This is a genomic window from Limnospira sp. (assembly GCF_051859755.1).
In the GTDB taxonomy this organism is placed as follows: Bacteria; Cyanobacteriota; Cyanobacteriia; order Cyanobacteriales; family Microcoleaceae; genus Limnospira; species Limnospira fusiformis.
Genome location: NZ_JBIMLI010000033.1, coordinates 1 through 25,751, shown reverse-complemented (window position 1 = coordinate 25,751; position 25,751 = coordinate 1). Strand labels below are relative to the sequence as shown.

The 25,751-nt window shown below is 43.9% G+C and carries 25 protein-coding genes, 1 tRNA gene and 1 pseudogene; 11 read left to right on the top strand and 16 right to left on the bottom strand.

What is annotated here, in order from left to right; genetic code table 11:
* Positions 1-194: 194 nt before the first annotated feature.
* The 3 genes from cobM to ACTIE0_RS08365 all read right to left on the bottom strand — a co-directional run bounded on the left by cobM (position 195) and on the right by ACTIE0_RS08365 (position 2,962).
* The gene (cobM, locus tag ACTIE0_RS08375) at positions 195-992 is read right to left on the bottom strand and encodes a precorrin-4 C(11)-methyltransferase (RefSeq protein ID WP_187758577.1); all 798 of its coding nucleotides are present in this window, start codon (positions 990-992) and stop codon (positions 195-197) included.
* A gap of 215 nt (positions 993-1,207) precedes the next feature.
* Positions 1,208-2,056, bottom strand: coding sequence for a prolipoprotein diacylglyceryl transferase (gene lgt, locus ACTIE0_RS08370; RefSeq protein ID WP_006625257.1), 849 nt, complete (start codon positions 2,054-2,056; stop codon positions 1,208-1,210).
* Between the two features lie 3 nt (positions 2,057-2,059).
* A complete protein-coding gene (locus ACTIE0_RS08365) occupies positions 2,060-2,962 on the bottom strand; it encodes a tetratricopeptide repeat protein (protein ID WP_006625256.1) in 903 nt (300 codons plus the stop codon).
* Between the two features lie 349 nt (positions 2,963-3,311).
* On the opposite strand from ACTIE0_RS08365, the gene ACTIE0_RS08360 reads away from it, so the two are divergent.
* The 3 genes from ACTIE0_RS08360 to ACTIE0_RS08350 all read left to right on the top strand — a co-directional run bounded on the left by ACTIE0_RS08360 (position 3,312) and on the right by ACTIE0_RS08350 (position 4,772).
* Positions 3,312-4,247, top strand: a complete 936-nt coding sequence (locus tag ACTIE0_RS08360) for a hypothetical protein (protein ID WP_006625255.1) — start codon at positions 3,312-3,314, stop codon at positions 4,245-4,247.
* 192 nt (positions 4,248-4,439) lie between these two features.
* Complete coding sequence (locus tag ACTIE0_RS08355; RefSeq protein ID WP_071776860.1) at positions 4,440-4,622, top strand: hypothetical protein; 183 nt, start codon at positions 4,440-4,442, stop codon at positions 4,620-4,622.
* 18 nt (positions 4,623-4,640) lie between these two features.
* Positions 4,641-4,772 (top strand): hypothetical protein, encoded by a 132-nt coding sequence (locus tag ACTIE0_RS08350; RefSeq protein WP_280949149.1) that lies wholly within the window; start codon positions 4,641-4,643, stop codon positions 4,770-4,772.
* A gap of 376 nt (positions 4,773-5,148) precedes the next feature.
* Here the strand turns inward: ACTIE0_RS08350 and ACTIE0_RS08345 are convergent, their stop codons facing one another.
* The gene (locus ACTIE0_RS08345) at positions 5,149-6,324 is read right to left on the bottom strand and encodes a homocysteine biosynthesis protein (RefSeq protein WP_006670391.1); all 1,176 of its coding nucleotides are present in this window, start codon (positions 6,322-6,324) and stop codon (positions 5,149-5,151) included.
* On the bottom strand, positions 6,321-7,469 hold the full coding sequence (locus ACTIE0_RS08340) for an AI-2E family transporter (protein WP_006625250.1): 1,149 nt from the start codon (positions 7,467-7,469) through the stop codon (positions 6,321-6,323). Before ACTIE0_RS08340 ends, ACTIE0_RS08345 begins: the two co-directional genes overlap by 4 nt.
* A 111-nt stretch (positions 7,470-7,580) precedes the next feature.
* Between ACTIE0_RS08340 and ACTIE0_RS08335 the strand changes: the two genes are divergently transcribed.
* Together ACTIE0_RS08335 and ACTIE0_RS08330 are read left to right on the top strand one after the other, a co-directional pair.
* Positions 7,581-7,790 (top strand): hypothetical protein, encoded by a 210-nt coding sequence (locus ACTIE0_RS08335; RefSeq protein ID WP_006670390.1) that lies wholly within the window; start codon positions 7,581-7,583, stop codon positions 7,788-7,790.
* Entirely contained in the window at positions 7,790-8,218 is a 429-nt protein-coding gene (locus tag ACTIE0_RS08330) for a hypothetical protein (RefSeq protein ID WP_006670389.1), read from the top strand. Before ACTIE0_RS08335 ends, ACTIE0_RS08330 begins: the two co-directional genes overlap by 1 nt.
* A 16-nt stretch (positions 8,219-8,234) precedes the next feature.
* On the opposite strand, the gene ACTIE0_RS08325 is transcribed toward ACTIE0_RS08330, so the two are convergent.
* Positions 8,235-8,420 (bottom strand): hypothetical protein, encoded by a 186-nt coding sequence (locus ACTIE0_RS08325; protein ID WP_006670388.1) that lies wholly within the window; start codon positions 8,418-8,420, stop codon positions 8,235-8,237.
* A 255-nt stretch (positions 8,421-8,675) separates the two neighbouring features.
* On the opposite strand from ACTIE0_RS08325, the gene ACTIE0_RS08320 reads away from it, so the two are divergent.
* The 4 genes from ACTIE0_RS08320 (at position 8,676) to ACTIE0_RS08305 (ending at position 15,328) form a co-directional block, all read left to right on the top strand.
* Positions 8,676-9,218, top strand: coding sequence for a type IV pilin-like G/H family protein (locus ACTIE0_RS08320; RefSeq protein ID WP_006670387.1), 543 nt, complete (start codon positions 8,676-8,678; stop codon positions 9,216-9,218).
* A 186-nt stretch (positions 9,219-9,404) separates the two neighbouring features.
* Complete coding sequence (locus tag ACTIE0_RS08315) at positions 9,405-11,633, top strand: O-linked N-acetylglucosamine transferase, SPINDLY family protein (protein ID WP_006670386.1); 2,229 nt, start codon at positions 9,405-9,407, stop codon at positions 11,631-11,633.
* Positions 11,634-11,717: 84 nt separating this feature from the next.
* A complete protein-coding gene (locus tag ACTIE0_RS08310) occupies positions 11,718-13,949 on the top strand; it encodes an O-linked N-acetylglucosamine transferase, SPINDLY family protein (protein WP_039933675.1) in 2,232 nt (743 codons plus the stop codon).
* A 50-nt stretch (positions 13,950-13,999) separates the two neighbouring features.
* Positions 14,000-15,328 carry a class I SAM-dependent methyltransferase gene (locus tag ACTIE0_RS08305; RefSeq protein ID WP_006670384.1) on the top strand — a complete coding sequence of 443 codons (1,329 nt, stop codon included), beginning with the start codon at positions 14,000-14,002 and terminating at the stop codon, positions 15,326-15,328.
* 431 nt (positions 15,329-15,759) lie between these two features.
* Here the strand turns inward: ACTIE0_RS08305 and ACTIE0_RS08300 are convergent, their stop codons facing one another.
* From ACTIE0_RS08300 to moaC, 10 genes are all read right to left on the bottom strand, one after another.
* Entirely contained in the window at positions 15,760-18,534 is a 2,775-nt protein-coding gene (locus ACTIE0_RS08300) for an O-linked N-acetylglucosamine transferase family protein (protein ID WP_006670383.1), read from the bottom strand.
* A 210-nt stretch (positions 18,535-18,744) separates the two neighbouring features.
* On the bottom strand, positions 18,745-19,251 hold the full coding sequence (locus ACTIE0_RS08295; protein WP_006625239.1) for a ribonuclease toxin HepT-like protein: 507 nt from the start codon (positions 19,249-19,251) through the stop codon (positions 18,745-18,747).
* Positions 19,238-19,609, bottom strand: coding sequence for a nucleotidyltransferase family protein (locus tag ACTIE0_RS08290; protein WP_008051353.1), 372 nt, complete (start codon positions 19,607-19,609; stop codon positions 19,238-19,240). Before ACTIE0_RS08290 ends, ACTIE0_RS08295 begins: the two co-directional genes overlap by 14 nt.
* Positions 19,610-19,646: 37 nt before the next feature.
* On the bottom strand, positions 19,647-20,105 hold the full coding sequence (locus ACTIE0_RS08285) for a DUF29 domain-containing protein (protein WP_006670756.1): 459 nt from the start codon (positions 20,103-20,105) through the stop codon (positions 19,647-19,649).
* A 37-nt stretch (positions 20,106-20,142) separates the two neighbouring features.
* Positions 20,143-20,613, bottom strand: coding sequence for a DUF29 domain-containing protein (locus ACTIE0_RS08280; protein WP_006670755.1), 471 nt, complete (start codon positions 20,611-20,613; stop codon positions 20,143-20,145).
* 37 nt (positions 20,614-20,650) lie between these two features.
* Positions 20,651-21,118 carry a DUF29 domain-containing protein gene (locus tag ACTIE0_RS08275; protein WP_006670754.1) on the bottom strand — a complete coding sequence of 156 codons (468 nt, stop codon included), beginning with the start codon at positions 21,116-21,118 and terminating at the stop codon, positions 20,651-20,653.
* A gap of 17 nt (positions 21,119-21,135) precedes the next feature.
* A complete protein-coding gene (locus ACTIE0_RS08270; protein WP_006625234.1) occupies positions 21,136-21,573 on the bottom strand; it encodes a tetratricopeptide repeat protein in 438 nt (145 codons plus the stop codon).
* Between the two features lie 88 nt (positions 21,574-21,661).
* Complete coding sequence (locus ACTIE0_RS08265) at positions 21,662-22,396, bottom strand: HAD-IA family hydrolase (RefSeq protein ID WP_006625233.1); 735 nt, start codon at positions 22,394-22,396, stop codon at positions 21,662-21,664.
* On the bottom strand, positions 22,397-23,593 hold the full coding sequence (locus ACTIE0_RS08260) for an NAD(P)/FAD-dependent oxidoreductase (RefSeq protein WP_006670753.1): 1,197 nt from the start codon (positions 23,591-23,593) through the stop codon (positions 22,397-22,399).
* 400 nt (positions 23,594-23,993) lie between these two features.
* Positions 23,994-24,518 (bottom strand): cyclic pyranopterin monophosphate synthase MoaC, encoded by a 525-nt coding sequence (moaC, locus tag ACTIE0_RS08255; protein WP_006625231.1) that lies wholly within the window; start codon positions 24,516-24,518, stop codon positions 23,994-23,996.
* A 62-nt stretch (positions 24,519-24,580) separates the two neighbouring features.
* On the opposite strand from moaC, the gene ACTIE0_RS08250 reads away from it, so the two are divergent.
* Both ACTIE0_RS08250 and ACTIE0_RS08245 read left to right on the top strand, forming a co-directional pair.
* Positions 24,581-24,654, top strand: a tRNA-Arg gene (locus tag ACTIE0_RS08250).
* Positions 24,655-24,968: 314 nt separating this feature from the next.
* Positions 24,969-25,676, top strand: a pseudogene (locus ACTIE0_RS08245) (ISNCY-like element ISAtsp9 family transposase); the annotation flags it as partial.
* Between the last annotated feature and the right edge of the window lie 75 nt (positions 25,677-25,751).

Sequence of the window (25,751 nt, the reverse complement as noted above, 5' to 3'; positions counted from 1 at the left end):
GAATTTTTGGGGTTATAGGCGATCGCCAATTGACAAGTCTCGGCAACTCATGGTAATATATAAGTATAAAGTTTATAATTGAAATTCATGCTTTTTTGAAATTATAGTCAATATCTCCATTATGATATAGACTATCACGGACGCGACCGAAAAGCAACCCCTCCCCCCAAAAAAAGGGATTTTTTTGACAAAACTTAACAAAACTTAACATTTTGGCGAAATAAGTGGGAGTGTTGCGGGTGATAAAGGCTAGACCTGGCGGTAGGGTTAGCACCCAATGCGGGAGTTATGAGATAGAGTGTGGTGCGTGTCAAATTTTCTTGTTGAGTAACTTCAGCCATTTGATGTAGGGGAACTACCCTAATTTTCTCATCAGGCCATCCCAGACGATAACAAATAGCGACCTGTGTTTGGGGGGGATAATGTGCGATTAACTTATCTTGGGCGGTAGCGACATGACGCGCACTGAGATAGAGACATAAACTAGCTTGATGGGCTGCTAAACTCGCCAACTCTTCTGAGGGAGGAACACCCGTAGCACGTCCACTGACGCGGGTTAAAATGATAGTCTGGACTAACTCAGGAATAGTTAACTCCAGCTTGAGTTTAGCGGCGGCATCTTGAAAAGCACTAATACCGGGGACTATTTCCAAATCAATACCCATCTCTAAGAGTTGGCGTATCTGTTCATAAATAGCCCCATATAGGCTAGGGTCTCCCGAATGTAGACGGACAACCGATCGCCCTTTTTGGACTCTATCTATCATAACAGGTAGGATATCCTCAAGGGTCAGATTAGCCGTGGGGATAATTTCTGCATCCTGACGCACACCGACTAACATTTGCGGGGGTATCAAGGAATCAGCAAACAGAATCACATCAGCTTGAGTCAAAAGTTTTTGGGCTTTAACTGTGAGCAATTCTGGGTCGCCTGGTCCTGCTCCTACAATGTACACCATTGGTGGCAATGATTCTCGGGTTGTGCCATTCATAGCAAAAATTTTTGCCATCCCAGTAATTTCATTCCGGATTATATCAGAGTTAGATGGTAACTAGGTATGGTAGATGCACCCTGGTTGATGCCCTGGAGAAAAACAAACTCCGGGGTCTTTTTTTCTTTTATCATTCTGGGAGGCTGTTGTCAACCAATGGCAACCAATGGCAACCAATGGCAACCTAGGGGACTTTGGTTGGGGTGGGTTGATGGCTAGAAATCAGATTTGACGACATCAGGTAAATGGCGTTGGAAAACATATAGCCATAGTAGACCTGCCATTCCCAATAGGATACCGCCGAAGCTAATCAATTGGGCTATTCTAAAGGGTCCTAACATAAGGCTATCAGTTCGGAGTGCTTCAATCCAAATTCGTCCAGAACTGTAGGCGATCGCATAAACTAAAAAAATGCTGCCTAACTTGAGGGGAGGCTTTTGTTGGAGGTCTCGGAAAAACAGGGTTAGCAGTAAGCCAAAGACGAGGAAATTCCAGATTGACTCATAGAGGAAAGTGGGATGAAAATACTGATAGTCCTGATAACCGAGAAGTCGGTAGGGGGGAGATATGTATAACTTCCAGGGTAAGTCTGTCGGACCGCCAAAGGCTTCGGAGTTAAAGAAATTTCCCCAGCGTCCGATAGCTTGACCTAAAATCAAGGCAGGTGCGACCAAATCAGCTAACAGCCAAAAGGAGACCTGATTAATTTTGGCAAAAATGAGCGCCGCGAGGATACCCCCGATAATTGCGCCATGAATAGCGATGCCACCTTTCCAAATGGCAATAATACTAGCGGGGTCGTTAGCATAATTCTGCCATTGAAAGGCAACATAGTAAAGTCGGGCGGCGGGAATTGCACCAATTATCAACCAAATCACCAAATCCCCCATTAACTCTGGGTTGACATGGCGGCGACTGGCGAGATATTGACAGAGGGTGACACCAATTAACACCGCCGAAGCAATTAGTAAACCATACCAGCGAATTGATATGGGACCGACTTCTAAGATGGTCGGTCCGGGAGAGGTAAATTGAAACCCGACAGGGAGATATTGAATGAGCATGGATTATTCGGGTAGTCCTGTACCATCAGTTTCCACAGCCTCGGTTTCTGTGGTAGCTTCGGGGGAAGTTTCCATAGTTGGGGAAGTGGGTGTCATTCCTGCCTGTAGTTTAATTTGATCTCTAAAGCCGGCGGGGGCTAAGTCTATGGCTTCCGCAAATAGTAACTCGGCATCTTCAGGATTACCCTGTTGTCTGAGTATGATAGCTTTAGCTAGGACGGGGCGGAAGTCTGACTCGCTATTTTTGATGGCTTCATCATAAACGGCGATCGCTTCTTGGTAACGTTGCTGTTCGGCGTAAACCTGCCCTAAGATTAGTTGGATGGAGATTTCGTCAATACTTCCGGCTTGGGCTTGATTAATCTGTGGTGCTGATTTGAGGGTGTCTTCTAATAAGCCAATAGCTGCTTCGGGTCGGTTTTGGGAAATCAGGAGGCTGACGAGTCCCTGTAGGGCTTGAACTTCTCCGGGTCGCTGTTCTAAAATCCTTCGATAGCTTTGAGCCGCACCTTCCGGATTGCCTGTATACTCTTGAGCTTGAGCTAATAGAATCCCATATTCTGGAGTTTCCGGGTGTAATTGCGCGAGTCGCTGTAAAGGTTCAACAACATCTGCGACCTGTCCTTGATCTTGACTGATTAACTCAAATTTAGCTTGCAGAAATCCCCGCAAGGCTGTCTCGTTATCGGGTTCCCTTTGTAAAACCAATTGATAGCCCCTGGCTTGGTCTTGGAGGTCTTGGAGTTGAGCGCCGCTAATATTGGAAACGGCGGTCTGATTCCCGGCGGACTCGGATGAATCGTTTCTGAACAGTCCTCCCAGCAAGGGGGCCATGGAAAATCCCACAAATGCGATTAGGGATAGCACTAAAATTACCCCAACCACGCCACGACGTTTATCTACCATAACTTCTAAATTCCTGCTTTCTCCCAGCTAATACCACTGCTAATCACATGGTAGCAGAATGGATCACCGGAATGGGTTACGGATTTCGCTTTTGTCTAATGGGATTTAGTACAATAAGCATATCGGCGTAATTGCTGTTAAATAGGCGATCGCCATAGTTATACCTGATGAGTTCTGATCTATCCTAGCCACCGATAGGTCTAGTTCTGTGGATGTGGAGTCGGTTTCTCGGGGTATTATCCACCCTAATATCTGACTTGATTAACGCAGAGGAGATTCTGATGGTAGTGTATCACCTAGAAAATCATGCCGTTTTCGGTATGGTATGTTTCTTCCACTTTGAGGTTTTATGAGTCCTTCTCCGAATAAATTTCCCCAAGTCCCCGCTTCCCCCCCTATCCCACCTCAACCAGGTGTTGAGCAACCAGAGGTGGAAAGTTCTCAAGTTCAACAGATAGATGATGCCACAGCGCCTAAGTTGTCTGAAAATACGCCGTTACCTACCCCCGATAATGATGTTAAACAGCTATCAGATGATAGCGATCGCTTAGTTCACCCTATACCTCCCCCTAGTGAGCCTCGCCAATATAGGGCGATCGGTTTGGTGCGCGGGTGTTATCATGCTTCCGGTGAACAGTTTACCCAAGGTGTTCTTCGCACTGTCGAGGGGGCGGAAATTGATGCGGTTCTGTTGGGACGGGTCATGAGTTTAGTTAAAAAACATATTGACCTGGAGGCTGAACATCTTTGGGTGGTTTATCCTCGCACTCGCCAGAAGCAAGATGATCTGCACGTGCAAATTATGGGAGTTTGGGAGCCTCAAACTTTGACTCAATCTGATGATGACTCTACGGAGATAGATAACATATCCCTCGATATTTCCCCGCAGTCTCAGGCTTTACCGGATATCGAACATGGTTATTTCTCCATTCGAGGTGAGATTGTTTATCAGTCTCAGGATGAACCTCAATATGCGATCGTCAAAATCCGACAATCCTCTCGCCATGAAAACGAAAAACCCAAGTTCTTTAAATTAAAATTACTGGGGATGGTCGGTCTCCGACCTGTCGGACATTTTATAGACCTTCATGCCCGTCTGATGGGTAATGATTTAGTGGTTGAGGAAAGCCACGATATCGGGGCTTTACCTATTAAGGGTAAAAGACCTTTTAAACCCGGTAAACCCAGGGACAGTTTCCCGCGATCGCCTCGTCCTGATACTAAGCCCCGCCGCACTCCCACGCCAAAACCTATTCCCCGAAAACCTCCTAAAACTCAAGATTAGTTAGACCCGCTAACCCCTTAGCACTCACAGTTAACAGTCCTCTCGGTCTGTCTAACATACTCAGGGACAATTCCTTGATTGTCCCTGATGCACATTTTGGTAATTTTGTCAACCCCCCCTCAAAACGCCGAAAAAAAACTCGTGCATCGCCAGCAAATTCACGAATCAGAGTGAGGGTTATGGGTGGGGTAGGTGAAGCGAGAAAATGCAGGTTTGAGGCGATCGCTTTCTACCGGAAATCGGCTACAGAGTCCCTATAGATACAACAAAGGTATTTTCACATATAACCTCATGTTATCAGAAGCCCAAAACGGTGTCAAGTGCCGATTCTCTCGTGACGCAAATGATGGCTATTTACCCGGAAATTTGTGGTGACTGATTCAATGTTTAAAATTGTCTCCCGAAATAAATAAGTCACGGCTATGGCAACTGGCAGATATGCACATTTTGGCAATTTTGTCAATCCCCCCTCAAAACGCCCAAAAAAAACTCGTGCATCGCCAGCAAATTCACGAATCAGAGTGAGGGTTATGGGTGGGGTAGGTGAAGCGAGAAAATGCAGGTTTGAGGCGATCGCTTTCTACCGGAAATCGGCTACAGAGTCCCTATAGATACAACAAAGGTATTTTCACATACAGCCTGTTCAGAAATCATCTGATCACCTCTCAAAGTCCCTCTCCCTCTCTGGGATCCAGATTTAGGGTGAGGGCAATGTATTAAGCGACTGGTGAACAAGCTGTATAACCATTAGTTATCAGAACCCCAAAACCCTGTCAAGTACCGATTCTCTCGTGGCGAAAATGATGACTATTTCCCCGGAAATTTGTGGTGACTGATTCAATATTTAAAATTGTCTGCCTAAATCGATAAGTGATGGCTATTGTCGGAGTAGGGGATAAAATCAATCTAAACGTATTTGAGAACCCCAAATATCTTGGGGGATAAAAGACCTGTCCATAGGGATAGGAGCGACAGGTTCAGTGAGGGTAAAATTGCCAGACTCTATCCATTCCTTGAGTTCCTCCGCGACCTGTCGAGAGCGGGAAATACTGGCGAGGGGGGCGGTGCGGACGGTTTTACCCTCAATTTGGATACGACCGCTTTTGAGTTGAGCGTATGTTACCAAACCGAAGGTCGGGCGAACCCGGCGGGGGATAGCAAAATCGACGACTGGCGCAACAATATCCTCATCAGCAATAGCAGCGCGCAAAACCACTTCTTCATTAAGCACAGGTAAAGGAATGCCAATGCCTAACATGAGAGAGGGTCCGTGTTGTTTAAAATAGCAGCCTCGCACCCAATAGGGGTTCATTTTTTTAGCATCACCGATAACGGCTAGGGTGGCGGCGGGTCCTATGGGTGTGCGGTTAGGTAATCTTTTTTGGATGGGGAAATGTTGGGTTCCTTCCCATGTGATATAACCAATTCCTCCCCCTAGGAAAATGCGAGTTCCTATGCCGATTAATTGTAGGTCGGGGTCATTGAATAGGGGAGATATCGCGCCAGAGTTGGAGTAAACTGCATTACCTAAAAATGGTTGTAGGGGTCCGAGGTAGGTAAATAAAGGCCGATCGCCACCATTAACGCCAATGATAAAATTCTGGTATAAATTGCGGGGATTAAATAGATAAAACTGGTTAATTGTATCTTTGTTAATCGAGGTTTCTAGGGAACTACGGGGGTAGCAGTCGGAGGGAGTCCCAACAGCTTGAAGATGGACGGTTTTTCCAGCGATTAAATCTTCGATTACATGACCGCCACCGCGATCGCTTGGTTCATCTCCTTCTTTCACCATTTGGGTAGCGCCAATATATATATCTACTGCCCCAAAACCACTGTAGGCGGGTACACCGTTAAGCCAGCAGGTGCGAATATTGATGGGGGGGTCTGTATGTCCGAGGTTGATAATTGCGCCGGAAGATTCCATGGGTTCAAAGGTTCCGGTGGTGATGACATCGACTTCTTGGGCGACTTGGCTGATGCTGGTTTCTTTGACTCTGGCTTTGAGTTCTTCGATGGTGCAGACAATGGCTTGCTGCTGATTGATTTTGTGGTTGATTTCGGCTATGGTTTTCACTGGTGATTATTCCTGGGATTATGCTCTGGGAGGGTTTCACTGGTTAAAAGTGAGGGTTGGTCGGCGACGGGTTTAAGGGGAGGGGGATTATCCCAAATATCTAGGATATCTCGGATCAGGATTTCTTTGATCAAAACTTGACCGACTACCGCGAGGGGAAAGGCTAACACGAGTCCGCCAAATCCGAAGAAGGTTAGGAAAAATCCTTGGGCGAGAAGGGTGATGGCTGGTAGTAGGGAGACTTGGTAAGCCATTAACGAGGGCATGATTACGGCGGTTTCGATTTGCTGGATGATGATATATAACATCACTACTAATGTGGCTTTCCAGGGAGAGTCTAAAAGGGCGATCGCCATTGGGGGAATGACGCTAACAGCAGGACCTATATTGGGAATTAGGTTCAGCAGTCCCGCGAGAATGGCATTGGCGAAAATTAAGGGGACTCTCAGTATCCACAAGCCGATTACTGTTAGCAGGGTGACACAAATCATGTTGAGTAGCGCACCGATTAGCCAACGACCTAGGGCTATTTCGCAAGTGTCTAGTATGTGGTTCATTCGCCTTCGGTAAAAGGCGGGAATTAGTTGTAAGCTACTGCGACGGTAGGCTTGGGGGTCGGCTAAAAGCATCATGGTCAGGACGAGGATTAATAATATGCTGACTAATCCTTCTACTGTGGTTCCCACCACGACACCAAAACCGCCGATTAGTTGATTACTCAGGGCTTGGGCTTGTTGGATAATTTGTTCGATGCGGATCTGTCTCAGGTCGCGACTGACTTCTGATAGATATTCCCGCAGGGGTCCGTTGAGGTCGGTGCGTAAATAGTCAATTAACAGGTTCAGCAGCTTTAGACCTTGTTCGAGACCAGCGGGGACCTGTTTGGCTAGTTGTTCTAATTGGTTGATTAGGGGGGGGACGACCAATAAAAAGCCGATGATAATCCCTAAGAAGAATAGACTAATGGACAGAAAAACCGCAAGCGATCGCGGTAGTTTCAGACGCTGGAATTGGCGGGTGAGACGGTTTAAGGCGGTGGCTAGGACGACGGCGGCGAAAATCATCAGCAGGGCTTGTTTAATCCGCCACAGGATATATATAGCGATTAAGAAAGCTGTGAAGCCTATCCATGTACCTAGGGTCATTCGACTGTTCAGGGTGAGAGAATTTGCTTTTCTACAGGCGATCGCCTATAGAATAGTGATCTATGATATTAGATTATGTAGTGCGATTCCACTAAAGCCAGCCCGCCACCGATGACCAAACCCAGATATGATGAACAGGAAGATATATCTCGCCACGCAGCGGTAGATGAAGGATGCTGCGAAGATATGGAACGAAAATATGGGTGGAATCTTGTGCGAATTGAGGTAACCTCAGATCCTATCCTTGAGGTTGATTGCGTATTTCTGGGGAAAACGGAGTTTCCTCGGCCTTATAATGAAACTGAGAAGGAGGAAGATTGATGCGAAAATACATCATTTTTCGGGCTGATAAGGGTGAACCTGGTTGGAAAGAACGTAAACTCCAACATACCCAGGGTTTAACTAGAATTTTGGCTGAACATTTCGACTCTTCTGATCAACCTATTCCTGAGTTGGGATATCGACCGAGGGAGTTTGTTCGTATTGATGGGTTGCATAATCCCACTGAACATGGCTACAGCACCCATTATCGCCAGGGGGACTGGGAAGTAACTAGGGTGGAAAGTTACACTCCTGATGTCTCTACGGCTGAGTTTGATATGATCGTGATCTGCTTTTGCAAGTATAGCCCTGTTAATGGTCCTGTGCAACCTATGCCAGAGCGTCGAGTCTCTATAGATAGTTTCGCTGGGGATGAGAAAGGGCTGGAGCAATGGCACGAGTCCCAAAAGAAACCGACTGAGGTTTAGCACCTCTCGGATCTGCTTATCTGTCTAGCCACATTCGCCACGAAAACAGAACCGCCAGCAGGGAAGAGGGGAAGAGAACCGCGAAAAGAGCGATCGCATTGGTTTCGGGAATGGCTAAATTTGGCCCGACATATTTGATCAGTAAGGATAGCCCTAGGGATAGGATCAGGATTTTGGTCACAAATAACAGTTTGTTGTCCATTTATATATAGAATGCCATGGGATGCGATCGCCTATATTTTACCAATTGGTGGCCGCCTTACACCCGAAGGCCATAGAGTCTGACACCCAGCCGCCCTAACCGCCTTAGTCGGTATTCCCCACTGGGAGGGCGATACACCATTTCCCGGAAGAAATTAAAAAAAATTTTGCGGCAGGTGATATGATTTGCGATCGAGGTGGGTAAGTTAGAACTACAGAAAACAAATAACCTCTTTCACCCCGAGGAGAACGAATTATGAAGACTGAACTTAAAGCCAAATTCCTGCAACATATCTCTCAGAAAAAAAGAGACGGTGGTTTCACCTTAATCGAACTGTTAGTTGTAATTATCATTATCGGTATTTTGTCGGCGATCGCTCTGCCTTCCTTCTTAAACCAAGCTAACAAAGCCAGACAGTCCGAAGCCAGAACATACGTTGGTTCGATGAACCGGGCTCAACAGGCACGTTTCATGGAAGCTGGCAAGTTTGCTGGGGATGGTCAAGTAGCTGATTTGGGTCTTGGTATCCGAACTCAAACTGAGCACTACGAATATACTCTAGAAACTGATGGAGAGGGTTCTCTCTCGGCTGTATCTAGGGCTATAGCTGGTGCAGCTGCTCCCCTGGTGGACTTTGCTGGTGTAGTCTGGGTAGGTACCACAGATGGAACCGATACAGGGGAGAAAACGACTCGGGCTATACTGTGCGAGGCAGAAAATACCACTACACCGGCGACAGATGTTGGTTTAGGTGTTCCAGCTAATGAATCATGTCCCGCTAACTGGCGCACACTTTAGAAAACTGTAGTAGATAGATAATCTAGCAGTTTCAGGTTAAGCAAGTGGAGTTCTTTATAGGATAGCATAATTCCTAGTAGTCTGATGATAAGACAACTGACACCACTTGAAACCATGGAAAATAGGTAGTACATTAGTGCTACCTATTTTGTTTTATAATAGTTCATTGAGTTTATTGCTAGGACTATGGTTGATAATCAGACATCGGAAAAGCAGATGAGTTTATCAGCAGAAGCTGATATTTGCTTGCAGAAAAGGGATTATCAACAGGCAGTCATTTTATATGAACAAGCCATCAATCTCAATCCCGACTATAAACATAATTACTGGAAACTGGGGCTAACCCTGCTGCTACAGGAGCGGGAGGAAGAAGCCCAGACCACCTGGCTGGTGGCGATGAGTGATGGAGACCCAGAACAGATTGACCAGTGGACGATGGATTTAGTAGAGGTTCTCTCATCAGAAGCCGATGAACGAACCGTCGCCGAAGACTATTCCGTGGCTTGGGCGATTCGTCAACACATCCAGCAAATGAACCCCCATGATATTGATAATATATTAAAGTTAATTGATTCGTCAATTACCCTGAAAACCTATACCGGAAATGAGATCACAGAATATGGACTGGTTCCCTTACTGCAACAAGAGTCCATCAATGTCAATCCAGATTTACTCCTGCACCTGTGGAAAAAACTCTTAGTTATAGATGGAATTAATCCCCTATCTCTGGAATTGGGACAGGCGCTGATTAACCATGTTGGTGAGCAACCGGAGTTTGTCACTAGCCTCATCCCTAAATTATACGATATTGCCTATTCCTTTGGTGAAACAGGTATAGCCAAGGGCTATGGAGAGTTATTGTTGAACCTGGCACCGAATCATCAACAGTTGCTGAGGGCTCTGGCTAAGTTTTGTATTCAATTAACCGAGTATGACCATGGCATTGAATATGCCAGACGTTCCTATCATCTCACTGAATCCCCATATCAGCAAGTTTTGGATAACCATTTGATGATCAGTGGTCTGATGTCTCAGGGGGGATATACAAAGCAAGTGGGGGAGGTGCTCAACCATCAGGAATCATTGCTGAATTCTCTGTTCAAAAAACCTCCCCTACACTTTAGTAATGGGGCGATAGAATTATATAATACCAGCTTTTTCTTTGCTTATGTGAGAGATTTGCCTGCTGTCAACTCACAGATAAAAGCCCAAGTTGCTAAAATTTGCCAAGCCAACTTAGAAACGGCTCTGGCAGAAAATATCGCCACATATCAAGCCCGGAATTTACAGAAACGCCATCAATCCGCGACCAATAAAACCCTAAAGATTGGTTATATATCTTATTGTTTCCGGCGGCATTCTGTGGGTTGGATATCTCGCTGGTTATTTCAACATCACGATCGCGATAAATTTGAAATTTATGCCTATATGATTGGGGCAGAAAATCGACAAGATGCTCTCCAAAACTGGTATATGGAACAAGCCACCAAGTCTTATCAATATGGAATAGTAAGCACAGAAGTTGCCGAGCAAATTTCTGAAGACCAGATTGATATTCTCGTTGATTTAGATAGCCTGACATTAACCAATACCTGCTCAGTTATGGCACTTAAACCCGCACCAGTACAAGTCACCTGGTTGGGATGGGATGCCTCTGCTATACCCACCGTTGACTATTTTATTGCCGACCCCTATGTTTTGCCAGAAAATGCCCAGGATTATTACTCAGAAACCATCTGGCGACTACCTCAAACCTATGTGGCGGTCGGTGGCTTCCAGGTCGGCATTCCCAGTTTGCGAAGACAGGATATCCATATTCCCGAAAATGCCATTGTTTATTTTACCGCCCAAAGGGGGCCGAAATACAACCCAGAACTCGCCCAACTGCAAATGCAAATTCTGAAACAAGTACCCAACAGCTATCTGGTAATTAAGGGATTTGGTGAGCAGGAGTCTATTAATCGTCTATTTTTGGATTTAGCCGAACAACAAGAAGTGAGTCGCGACCAGTTCCGATTCATTGGCGCAGTTGCATTAGAAGAAACCCATCGCGCTAATTTAGCCATTGCAGATGTCGTGCTGGATAGCTACCCCTACAACGGCGCAACCACCACCCTGGAAACCCTGTGGATGGGTATTCCTCTGGTGACTAGGGTGGGGGAACAGTTTGCAGCCCGCAATAGTTATACAATGATGATGAATGCTGGCATCACCGAGGGTATTGCTTGGACTGATGAGGAATATGTGGAGTGGGGGGTTCGTCTGGGAACCGATGAAAGGCTGCGCCAGGATATCTCCTGGAAATTACGCAAGTCTAGGGGGACTGCTCCTTTGTGGAATAGTAAGCAGTTCACGCGAGAGATGGAAAAAGCCTATCAGGAAATGTGGAAAATATATACTAGCGGACAATCATAAATTATCAATTTTTCATGGGCTAATGACTCCCAGGAGTTGATGAGCCAGCATCAATTGAATTCAAGGATAATAGGTATTGTGAAAATGACCAGTGATTTAGTAGCCGAGATTCGTCAGCAAGCCGAAAAGTATCTCGATAATTGCCAATACCAGCAGGCGATTAGATATTATGAAGCAGCTATTGAGGCAGAACCTAATAATAAGTATTATTATTTTTATCTGGGTTTGATGTTGCTGCTAGAAGGTCAAGAGGAAGAAGCCCAAATCACCTGGTTGTTCGCTATCAATGAGGAAGATATAGAACCGGTTGAGTATTGGAGTGATGAATTAAGTAATATTCTCTACCAAGAAGCTAATCGGCAAGCCCAATTAGAAAATTATCAATTAGCCTGGGTGATTCGCCAACATCTTAGAGAACTGAATCCCACAGACATTAATAATTTGCTGGCTGTAATTGATTTGTCAATTGCCATTCATGCCTATACCCCAGATATCATCAAAGACTATGGAATAATTAACATCTTACAGAATAGCTCCTTGAGTGGGAATATTAATCAGAAGTTATTAATCAGAGTTACCGAACGATTGTTGAAGGTAGCAGCCCTAGAACCCTCATCTTTAGAGTTGCTAACAGCGATTATTCCTTATGTCACTAATGAGGAAGAATTTATCAGAATTATTATAGATATGGCTTTTGATTTAGCCCGTACCGCACATGAACATTTAAAAGCCATAGAGTTATGCCAGATAGGTTTACAGTTAGCACCAAGAAGTAGAGATTTACTGAATTCTCTGGCTACACTATTTACTGAGATACGAGACTATCCCCAAGGCATAGAATATGCTAAACGCGCCTATTCAGTGGTGGAAACTATACCGGAAAAACTGTGCCAAAGTTTCACCATTCTCAAAACCCTACTCACTGCGGGTGGATACTGGGATGAACTGTGGAATTTTTGGGAACAACACAAGTTATTAATTGACCAATTGATTGTTGAACATCCTAAGAATCTGGGAACTTCATCAATGGGGGTTGGTCTTTATACAACCTCTTTTTATTTTCCCTATATAGTCGATAATCCTCGGGAAAATATCACGATGAGAAAACAAATTTGTCAGGTATGTCAATCTAACGTGGAAATAGCCTTTCCAGAGCTAATTACCAAATTTCGGGGTCGCCATACCAGTTTGCGGCAGGGGGTACAACCATCCCCAAAGAAACTAAAGATTGGGTATGTTTCATCTTGTTTTAGGAGGCACTCGGTCGGTTGGCTGGCTCGTAGTTTATGGAAATATGGCGATCGCCATAACTTTGAAATTTACACTTACATGACCGAATACAGAGTTTTTTACGATCAGATTCAAGAATGGTATATTGCTCAATCTGACCACATACATAAATATAGCTCTGTCAAGATAGACTTAGCCGAGCAAATTTATGCTGATCAAATAGATATCTTAGTGGATATGGATAGTTTTACTTCAAATATAACTGCGATAATGGCACTTAAACCAGCTCCCATACAAGTGACTTGGCTCGGTTGGGATGCTTCAGCAGTGCCAACAGTTGATTATTTTATTGCTGATCCCTATGTGTTGCCAGAAAATGCTCAAGAATATTATCAGGAAACTATCTGGAGGCTACCTCAAACCTATTTAGCTGTGGATGGTTTTGAAGTATCTGTACCCACCATTACCCGTGCTGATTTAGAAATTCCTGATGATGCAATAGTTTATCTAGGGTTGCAAAAAGGGCCTAAGTACAATCCCCACATCGCCAAGTTGCAATTGGAGATTTTAAGGGAAGTTCCCAATAGTTATTTTCTAGTCAAGGGATTTGGTCAACAGGATTCTTTCAGTAAGTTCTTTTTTGACATTGCCAATCAACAGGGAATAACTACGGATAGAATTAAATTTATTCCCACCGTTAAATTGGAAGAAAATCATCGCGCTAATTTACTTATAGCAGACGTGGTGCTGGATACCTACCCCTACAACGGCGCAACCACCACCATGGAAACCCTGTGGATGGGTATTCCTCTGGTGACTAGGGTAGGGGAACAGTTTGCAGCCCGCAATAGTTATACCATGATGATGAATGCTGGCATCACCGAGGGTATTGCTTGGACTGATGAGGAATATGTGGAGTGGGGGGTTCGTCTGGGAACCGATGAAAGGTTGCGCCAAGATATCTCCTGGAAACTACACAAGTCCAAGCGGACTGCTCCTTTGTGGAATGGCAAGCAGTTCACCCGCGACATGGAAAAAGCCTATCAGGAAATGTGGCAGCGGTATATTGACGGTGGCAGTTGTTAGCATATACGCTATTTCAGCCCTCTGTTAAATTATATGGAGATTCAATCCCAATGTCAACCATAAATGAATCGGACCTACAACGAAAAATTCGCGAGCAGTTCGACTTTACCCTGTATCCTAGAATCCCTGTTGAGAAATCACCAGAGACTAATTATGAACACCTTTATATTCATAACTTGCTGACTCCCTATTACCTCAGAAACCAACAGGTTATTCAAACCGAAGGTAAAGTTATTTTAGATGCTGGCTGTGGTAGTGGATATAAGGCGTTGGCATTAGCATTAGCTAATCCCGGTGCTAAAATCGTGGGTATTGACATCTCCGAAAAGTCCGTAGAAGCCTCCCGCGATAGATTGAAATATCATGGCATAGAAAATGCCGAATTTCATGCCATGTATATTGAGGAACTACCCAGCTTAGGTTGGGAGTTTGACTATATCAATAACGATGAAGTTCTCTACTTACTACCGGATATCGTAGAAGGGTTGCAAGCCATGAAATCCGTGCTGAAACCCGATGGTATTATTAGAACCAATCTACACAGTGCTTTCCAACGCCAAAACTATTTCAAATCCCAGGAATTTTTTCAAATGATTGGGTTAATGGATGAACAACCCGGAGAAATGCAGATGGAAATGGCGCGAGAAACCATGAAATCTCTGAAAGACCAGGTATTGCTTAAACGGCAAACCTGGAATACACAAAAGGCAGAATTAGAAGAGTATCTTTTAAGTAATCATCTATTGCTGGGTGATAAAGGTTTCACTATCCCGGATGTTTTTGCCGCTTTGAAAGCTGCTGATTTAGAGTTTATCAGTATGTTAAATTGGCGACATTGGGAAATTATGGATTTGTTTAAGGATGAAGATGATTTACCTGTTTTTCTCGGGTTGGGTTTAGCGGAAATGTCTACGGAAGACAGGTTACATTTATTTGAACTCCTGCAACCCATGCACCGTTTATTAGATTTTTGGTGTGGTCATCCTCACCAGGGTAAAGATTTTATCCCGGTGTCGGAATGGAGTGATTCCGACTGGAAAACCGCCAGAGTCAGCCTACATCCTCAGTTAGCTAACCCCCAGTCCCGGGAAGATTTAATTAATTGCATTACCAACCACAAACCCTTTGAAATTAGCAAGTATATCAGGTTACCTGTTTTTCTACCAATTCATCTGGATAGTGGCATAGCAGCTTGTTTATTGCCACTGTGGGAGAGGGTTTGCACTGTTGAGGAGTTAGTGCAGCGGTGGCAGCAAATTCGACCCATAGACCCCATTACCCTAGAACCTGTTAGCCAGGAAAAAGCCAGGGATGAAATTAAGGAGTTATTAGACACCCTAGACCCATTTTTATATGTGCTGTTAGAACGTGGTGGCTAAACTCTTACAAACCGTAGGTTGGGTGAAACGCAGTGAAACCCAACATCATATCAACTGGTAAAGAAACCGGGTTTCTCAGCCGAAACGGTAGGGCGGGTTTATGAATATAGTCGTCGGGAATTGATAATTGACGGCAGAACCCGCCCCTACAATTAATTATTAATTATTCATTATTAATTATTACACATATCGTAGACGCACCGCTTTCTCCCCCAGAGGTCAAGAAACCCGGTTTCTCAAAGAAACCGGGTTTCTCAGCCAAACGGTAGGGCGGGTTTATGAATATGGTCGTGGGGAATTGATAATTGACGGCAGAACCCGCCCCTACAATATAAACGGTGGGGCGGGTTTATGAATATGGTCGTGGGGAATTGATAATTGACAGCAGAACCCGCCCCTACAATTAATTATTAATTATTCATTATTAATTATTAATTATTATCCGGTTCAACTACCGGAATAATATCAGCCTTTAGGTTATTAATTACTTCCTGATTTTCATGGTCTAATTTAATCCGACCCTGTAACTTAGACATTAAAGCCGACCACTGCATGGGACTCAACTCGCCAATTAACACAATTTCCGGCCCGCCATCAAATTCTATTTCCTCCTCCATTAACAAGTTCATAGCCACACTAGATAACACTAAATCAGCCTCTTCTGGGGTAATGTTGCTGTTATCTATCAATAGGGTCATCTCGGCTTTATCGGGATGATTAACCAGGGTTTTAATCACCGCTTGTAATTCTAATCCGACAGTTTCTTCTGGTTGCGACCAATCGGGGAAAATAATGAAATTAATATCACCTAAACGAATATTCTCCTTGAGGCGATCAATTAAATGATTTTGAAACAGTTGCTTAAACACCAGTCCCATTTGTAATGAATACGCCCTAGTATCCAAAAATCTAGGATGGGCTTGCATTTTTTTCTGTATTTGGTTGGATATCTGTTGACGGAGTTCTGAGTTGGTTCCCAAAGCTACCGCTAAATCGATGTAAGATTTTTCACTGGTCAAAGTAACTAGATCGGGAATATTTAATGACTGCAGAATCGCAACACCCATTGAGGATCGGAAAGAACTACCTCGCCTAGATACAATAGGCAAGCCAACTTGCAAGGGTTCCATTAAAGAAGTTGTGCCAGAAAAAGGATAAGAATCTAAATAAATATCAGCTATTTTGAAATATTCTTTCACATCATCGCGATTAGGTGTCGGATTGGGATCTAAAACAACTAGGCGTTCTGTTTGAATTCCATGTTGAGTAAAATGATGATTCAGTTGTTTGATAAAGGATTTTTTCGGATAAGTATTAGACCAATTCGGTCCGAATGGCATCAAAACTAAAACCGAGTTGGGTACGCCTGCAATAATCTTAGCCCACGTCTCAATTAGATCTGGGATAATCTTAAAAAAGTTAGCTCCTGAAATAAATATCACGCGATCGCTCCCTATTCCTAAACTTTGGCGATCAACTGTCGTCCTGACTTGTGGAAGTTCTGGCCCATAACTAAAACAATGGGCAGTCCCCTCGAGTTTTATGAGTTTTTCCTTGTAATGTTCTTGTGCAGTTTCTAAGTGATCTGTTAACTCACCCGATATATAGTAATCAATATTTCGTATTCCTGTGGTCACTACTGAAGCAACGCTAGTCATTTGTATCCTTGCCATTCGGTGTAAAGATAGCAGAAAAATTTGATTTACATAAGCCGTTACATTAGTACCTACCCATAGAATGTCTAAATCATCAGATCGAATTACTTGAACTTGCTCTTCTAACTTATTTGGTAGTTGTTTAAATGAATTAGCACAGAGCTTACAATATTGTTCTAAAGGGGTATTTGTTTTAGACAAAGAGTAGAGAATAACTTCAAATTCTCTACTAAGATATTCATAAATTGGTAAGGAAGCAAACGTTTCGGCTGCTGGAGAGAAATGAGATGCAAGTATCCCGATCCTAATTTTTGGATTATTTCTTTTGCGATCGCTAAAATCATAATCTAGTTGATGATTATTTTGTTTGAGGATAAACTCAACAATATCTGCGCGTTTTACATAAACATCTTTGAGATTGCGATCGGTAAAGTATAGGGGAATAAAATTACATAGATCTAAAAATTTTCTGGCTATATCATTCGCCAAAGAAGCAGTCTTATTTTCGCAGATGAAATGATGTAACTCATTCATAAAATTATGAATATGATCATAATAAGTTTCAGCTTCTCCTGGCTTACTAAAAATTCTTTGAGGGTCAAGGATAAATTTCAGATATTCATTTATAAACCATGTAGGAATTTTACTAAACTCATATTTAATCTGCAATTCTTCGGGATAGCAATATAACATTAAAACTAATAGTGTTCGCAGATAAGTATCAGTTTGAACGTTTGCATATAATTGTTTTTTTATTTCATTAATTAGTGATTCCTCAGACGTATTTAAAGGCTCTTGTTTGATTCTGCTATCAATAATAGCTTTATACGCTTGACCTAAAAAACCAGAATATTCATTTTCCAAGTCTTCATTGTTTGAACTTAACCACTGCTCCGCAATTTGTATTCTCAATTGTTTCAAATAAACTAATGCAGAATGATTATCTGGATCATTTTTATATTGCTGGAGACAATTAGAGAGTTGAGCCAGTGTATGTTGATTTTTTCCTTCTATCTGAATTTTTGGTTTGGTAGCCTCTTCAGCATTATCCTTGGCGATTAATTTTTCTTTTTGATGTTGTTGTAAATTAGGTGCAGGTTTAATTACGCTTAATAGTGCTTTGACATGAACTACTTCATTGGCTGATTTTTGATGTTCTATATTAATAATTTTAAATGCTCCTTTAAATCCGTATCTGTGGCAAAGATCTAGATACGCGGGAAACTCAACACAATAGTAAAAAAAAGAATTAATGTTCCAAAAACTAATATGTGTTGGGTCTTGAAATGCTCCTCTTCCATCTGTAGAAGGGACAGAAATATCAACAGTAGCACCTGCTTTACATACTCTCCAAATTTCATTCATCGTATTGATGCGATCCGGTAAATGTTCGATTATGTCATAAGCTCTCAACTCATCTACAGAACTGTCATTAAAGGGAAAATTTTGACTAATATCAGCAACTATATCAACTCCCGGCGCTGGGTATATATCTACACCTAAAAAGTTTTCAGGTTTGTTAGTTCCACAGCCGATATCTACACGCAGCATTGTATCCTCCAAAAATTAAGGTTGTCACCTTGATCTGCAAATCAAATTAAGATTTTCTGAGACTATGATTTAGTAATCTATATCATTATTGTTGATCAGCCTATTAAAAAAGCGATCGCATTCTGACAACACCATGTCAGATTGGCAAGTTTCACCATACTACCACACCATGGCAAAAAAGCGATCGCCTTCCCGCCACTGAAACAACACTTAACATTCCTCCAACCTTTCCGCCAACTCTCGTAACCCCTGGACAAACTGCCGCACTTCCGACTCGAAACAATGCCAGACTTGAGAATAGCCTTGCACAAGATCTTCCACCCGTTCCGTCTCCAGTTCAAAACCGTAGATATTGCGGACGATATGACGAAAACCGAGATACTCCCGGAGACTCTGCACCGTTTCCGAACTCAGAACTGGGGGGAGTCCTTCTCGTTCCACACTCATGCGGTTGAGGAGTCGCTTGTGCCAATCAAAACTCGAAGGTAACGCGCCATTGAGTTCAGAAACAATCAATTGAAAAATCCTCTCGCAGCCTGTATAAAAATTATGCAATTTCAGTGCTAAACTCTCATAAAAAACCCCTGATAGTGTCGGATAGCGATCGATTTCCTGGCGCACTTGAACGATCGCATTTTCCAACTCTCCCAAACGCGCTAACTCTAGTTCAATATCCGTCGCTAACTCCTGTAACTCACTGGGACTAACCTGCCTCATAAACACATTCCCCTGTTTGCAATACTCGATCGCGAAAATGTGGCTCTAAATCCTCAAAAGGTTTCAAATCCACCCATCGCCGCGTTAAGTCATTCGCCTCCGCCACCGCCAAAAAATAATCTTTTTTTCTCAACCCTTCCACCGCCAAATCAATATCAGAAGTTTCCCTAAACCTCCCCCTAACTAACGACCCGAATAGGATAACCCGCCTCACTCCAAACTGACTCACCAGCATTTCTACAATTGTATCCACATCCGATCGCGCCTGGTTGACTAATTTTTGATTTTGCGCCGCCTGCTGCGTCATTCGTTGTTTCCAATAGGCTAGGCGATCGCTATTCACAAATTCCTGATTCATCATCTTTCCCCCACAATTATACCCTAATATCCTTGATTTACGGAAACCAATTTTCATCTAATACCTCGTCTAAGTTGGCGATCGGAGTCGTGGGAAAATCGCTCACCGATAAACCCGAAATCTCAGAAACCAACTCTCGCGCATCTTCGTAGATATCAACTAATTCCTGGGATAGGTAATTTTCGAGGCTGGGACTATCCTTTAAATGTCGCTTAATCTGTTTCCTGAAATTACGGATTTCTCGCCGCCAGTGATTTTGATTATTGTCTGTTTCAGAATGCCAATATTTGAGTTTGAGTAAATGCTCAAATAAAAGAGTCAACAGACTGGCTAACTTTCTTTTATCCCTTTTACTCAAGTCTAGCACCTCTTCGATCAGGTTCTCTAAATCCACCGCCTCAAAATCACCTTTTTTTAGGTGTTTAACCGTTTCCAGAACCCAGAGATTATAATCCGTATCATATAGACTTTTCCGTGATTCGCTTAACTGTTGCATCGTTAAGTTATGCCTCCATTATATCAGCCTTTAATCACTACTTACTCACCCGAGGAAACCAATTTTCATCTAATACCTGGTCTAAGTTGGCGATCGCCTTTTCCGGGAAAGTCTCTAGGGGAAGTTGCGAATGTCTACTCGCCAATTTACAACCATCTTGATAACATTGGCTGAGTTGATCATCTAGGTAATTTCTCAGGCTAGGACTATCTTCTAACAGTCTGACGATCTGCAATCTAAAATTAGTTATTTCTCTTTCCCAATGTCCTCGATTTCTTTCCGTTTCCGCCTCCCAGTATTGCCACATTAGCAAATGCTCAAATAAAAGAGTCAACAGACTGGCTAACTTTCTTTTATCCCTTTTACTCAAGTCTAGCACCTCTTCGATCAGGTTCTCTAAATCCACCGCCTCAAAATCACCTTTTTTTAGGTGTTTAACCGTTTCCAGAACCCAGAGATTATAATCCGTATCATATAGACTTTTCAGTGATTCGCTTAACTGTTGCATCGTTAAGTTATGCCTCCATTATATCAGCCTTTAATCACTACTTACTCACCCGAGGAAACCAATTTTCATCTAATACCTGGTCTAAGTTGGCGATCGCCTTTTCCGGGAAAGTCTCTAGGGGAAGTTGCGATCGCATTGAGGCAATTTCCCGACCATCTTGATAACACTGCTCAAATATTTGTTGTAAATAAGGTTTCAGACTCGGACTATCTTCTAATTCATCTTTAATCTGCTTGCGAAAATTAGTAACTTCTCCCCGCCAATGTCCGTAATTATTAGACCTTTCCGCCTCCCCGTATTGCCACATTAGCAAATGCTCAAATGACAGCCTTAAAAGATTCCTTAACTCTCTTTTCTCCATCGCAGCCCAGCCTAGAATTTCCGCCATTAAGTTCTCCAAATCCAGAGCCTCGAAATCGCTTGTTTCTAGATGTTTAACCGTTTCCAGAACCCAGAGATGATAATCCCTATCATATAAGCTGGCTTCGTCGCTGAGTTGATTCATGAGTAGCCAGATATTAACTAATCTTCAACCGCTGTCTGTGTATCAGCTTTTAACTGTTTCAAGAGATTTTGATAATCCTCAATATCGGGATATAAACTCACCAACTTTTCCAAAGGTGCGATCGCCTCTTCCAGTTTATTTTGTTGTAAGCGAACCATCACCAACCCTTCCAAAGCTGTTTGATTTTCCGGTTCCCGTTGCAAAACCGACTGATAACCCTGTTCTTGGCGTTCTAACTGTGATACAATTGTGGCAACCTCCTCCGCTTGGTTTACCTCCGAGGATTGGGAATTACTGCGAAACATTGCACCCAAACCCGAAGACATCATCCCCAGAAAAGCTGCCGTCGAAATGAACATTATAACCTTCTGTAGTTTTTTGCGACGTTCCATGCGGCGAGCGATCGCCTCTCCGTAGTGTTTTCTCAGAGAATCGGAATTTTCGACAGTTCCCATTTGATCAATACCTCCCTAAACCAGGTCACATCAACCCATATAACTATTTTACCCAACTTGACCGCTATTGCGATCAGGTCGGTGTAATTTAGCGATCGCAATTTAACTCAATCTCTGCTAAGGTAGAATAGGACGCTTTATCTGGCGTTGAGGGAGTATCTCGTTCTACTAATACCCCCGCTATTCCCGCTGATTTTGCCCCCTCATAGTCCGCTGTCAAACTGTCCCCAATATGCAAAACTTCTCCTGGCTGAAAATCGTATTTTTCTAGTGCGACCGCAAAAATTTTCGGGTCAGGTTTCGCCGCACCCACTTCTGTGGAAATCGTCACCGTCGAGAAAAATCCCCCTAAATCCAAAACTTCTAACACTGGATATAACCGGGAATCAAAGTTAGATAAAACTCCTAATTCTATACCACAATTTCGCCACTTTGTCAACGTGGGAATTACATCAGGATAAACCACCCAAGGTTCAGCCGTCGCAAATTCTTGGTAAAGGTGATCAAAAAACTTGGGGAAGTCGGAAAACTCCTGAAAAACCCCGACAGCCTTAAAACTTTCGGCGGCAATATCGCGCCACCAGGCTAGTTCTAATTGGGGAATTTCCGCCATATCTGCGCCGGGAAAAGCCATGGGTGTAGCGGCGCTAAAACTCTGATAAAATGCCTGATTTAGGGTTTTAGGACAGACATTAACTCCCCATTTTTGGGCGATTTTGCTGTAAATATCGCCCACACTTTCTCGGACACCAAAGAGGGTTCCCACCGCATCTAGTAAGATTAATTTAGGCGGCAGAATGTTATCATTTATCATCATGGGCATTTATTTATTGATCATCAACTCTTGAATGGGGCGACTTATCCAGTTAAATGCTACCCGCATTTGATGTTCTAAGGTCGGTAAACGATACAGATAAATGAGGCGGCGGGCGACATGGGCTAACTGTCCATCGAGTTTAATTCCTAAACCTGTGAGAGTCGCGTTATCTTTCCCTAAAGTCATCATTTCTCCTAGGGCTTGATAATGGAAAGATAGCAGGGGTCTCCCGGTTAAAGATGCCCACAGATTCCAGCCAGCATAATCGGCTTGTTGAAAGGCAGCTTGGGCGGTTTTGGGAACTTTTTTGCCTTCCGCATCATGACAGTCGGCGAGGTCTCCCAGGGCGAATATTTCCGGGTGTTCAATCACTTGTAATTGGGGATTAATGATGATTTGATGTTCGGTGTTTTGTTTCAGGGGAAGCGATCGCACTAAATCCGGGGTCTGGGTTCCCACCGTCCACATAACAATATCAACCGGTAAAGTATCTACCTGGTCGCGATATTCGAGGGTAATACTTTCGGCATCTAGGGATTGAACAGTAGTTTCTAAATCCAGCCAAACCTGTCGTTCTGATAGGGCTTTTTGGGCAGCTTCCCGGTTAAAGTCGGGGGCAGATTTGAGGATTTTTTCCCCTCTTTCCACTAGGCGCAAACGACCGCGTTTTCCGAGTCTTTCCGCTAATTTACAGGCTAATTCTACCCCACTATAACCGCCGCCAATGATGGCTACTCTAATTTTTTCCGCGTCCGAGGCTTCCAGGATACGCAAACGTTCTTGTAAACGATAAGCATCCTCCACCCGACGAAAAGGTATGGCGTATTGTTGGGAACCTGGTACTATATCAAGGGGGGTTTCTCCTCCCATGGCTAAAACTAGGCGATCGTAATCGAGAAATTGACCATCTTGTAATTGCACCTGTCGGGCGGTAATATCAATATCGGCAACAGTTCCCTGAATAAACCGGATGGGTGTTTCTTCCAGGAGTTGTTCAAACGGTGGCGCAATTTCCCAGGCTTGTAGTTCTCCGGTCACCAGTTCATAAAGTAGGGGCGCAAATACAAAGCGGTCTCTGGAGTCAACTATAGTAATTTCCGGGGTTTGTGTGGGTAGCCACGGTAACTGGGTTAAACGTAGGGCGGTATATAGCCCCCCGAAACCACCACCGAGAATACAAATGCGAGTTGGTTGTTCTGTCATAGGTTTGGGAGCATGATTTAATCTCAAATTAGGTTAACATTTTACGGCAATACGGTATAATACCAAGTATGGTGCGAGACCTTCGGGTATGAAATAGAGCTGAAATGGGCGTGGGGACTACCCGGTGAGGACTTCAACCCCTTGGTTGATTGGGTCGCATCCCTGGCCATCCCATAACACAGCCTGATTTTTTTGCCCACCTTCGAGACTTCCAATATGGCTAGTCAGGTGAAGCGTCTAATCAGGTCTAAGACTGCCCGCGTCATGCTGAAATGGGCGCATTATCGATATATTCAACCAAGGGGTTGAATTCCCCACCAGGCGGTTATTTCGGGCATTTCAGCCTTATTTCATGCCTGAACGTCTCGCACTATCAATTATTAAGATAGCAAGGCGATCGCTATTTCGGCAGTGGCTGGGACAATGGCTGCTGATAATCTCCTGATTTTCCCCCCGTTTTACTCAACAGACGAATTGACCCAATTTCCATGGATTTATCTAGGGCTTTGGCCATGTCATAGAGGGTTAAGGCGGCGATGGAAACAGCGGTTAGGGCTTCCATTTCTACCCCCGTTTCCGCGATGGTTATGGCTTCCGCGCGGATCTGATAACCTGGGAGTTGGGGGTCGGCGGTGAATGTAACATCTATTTTAGCCAGGGGGAGTGGATGACACAGGGGGATTAATTGGGCCGTTTGTTTGGCGGCCATAATTCCGGCAATTTTGGCGGTTCCCAGAACATCTCCTTTGGGTGCGTTTCCCAATGCGATCGCTTTTAGGGTTTCTGGAAGCATTTTCACCGATCCCATGGCGATCGCCACCCGCCGAGTTTTGGGCTTCTCTGACACATCCACCATCTGCGCTTCTCCCTTAGAATCAAGGTGGGTTAAAGATTGGGGAGAATTTTCTAAATAATTGCTTGTCATTTTCGGAAAGTGTGTTATTATCTTAAATGGCGGTAAAACAAGTCTAAGTTTAACGCCAACGGGGGCTTGTAGCTCAGTGGACTAGAGCACGTGGCTACGGACCACGGTGTCGGGGGTTCGAATCCCTCCTAGCCCGTTTTGTATAAACTCTGATTATAACAGCGATTATCGGGAAACACTCAACCCGATAGTCGTACCGTTACACTTAATATGCACTCCATTCAGTCTTAGCACACGGGACGATTAGTGCATATCCCTTAGCAACAAAACTTAATTATTGACGGGTTAATCAATAAGCACAACTTAATCAATCTGTCAAATATCCATTCCTCCCCCCAGCAATTCTCATTTTAGAAAAAAGCGACTCAAGGACGGAAAATGGGGTAGTGTAAGGACATCCAAGAGCCAATATGGTCAGAGCCGTTGGAAAAACATAAGTTGTTTGACACAATCGTCAGTTCTTTTCGCCAGCGTTTGTCCTCGTTACCGGACAAGCGTACTGGTAAGAATAGCCACTATGGGATGGAAGACGCAGCTCTAAGCGCGTTTAGTGTGTTCTTCACTCAAACCCCATCATTCCTTGCCTATCAACGCACCATGGAAGGCAACAAAGGCAAGAGCAATGCTCAAAGCTGGTTTGGGATTCATCAAATTCCCTCGGACAACCACATCCGGGATTTGTTGGACTCAGTGTCACCAGACCACATCTTTCCGGTCTTTGAGGATATCTTACAAGTATTGGAAGTCCAGGGGCAGTTAGAAGGCTTCCGTTCACTTGGGGGCAGTCTATTAGTAGCGTTGGATGGCACTGAATACTTCAGTTCCTACAAAATTCACTGCCCCCAATGCTCGAAGCGCACCCTGAAGTCAGGAGAAACCCATTACTTCCATAGCGTTGTCACCCCAGTCATCGTCTGTCCGGGAAAGACTGGTGTGATTCCCTTGGTTCCTGAATTGATCGTGCCCCAAGATGGTCATGACAAGCAAGACTGTGAAAATGCTGCCGCGAAACGCTGGCTATCAAGTCAAGGGCAACGCTAATGGGCTGTGAAGGTCACGGTTTTAGGAGATGATCTCTATTGCCATCAACCGTTGTGCCAGCAGTTTCTGGAGCAGCAACTTAACTTCATCGTGGTCTGTCGCCCCGAGTCTCATACTATAGCATTAGTCAAGGTGGTTAGGACGCAGCTTTGAGAACGGAATCCATGGCATCATGGAGAGAATCAAACTGCT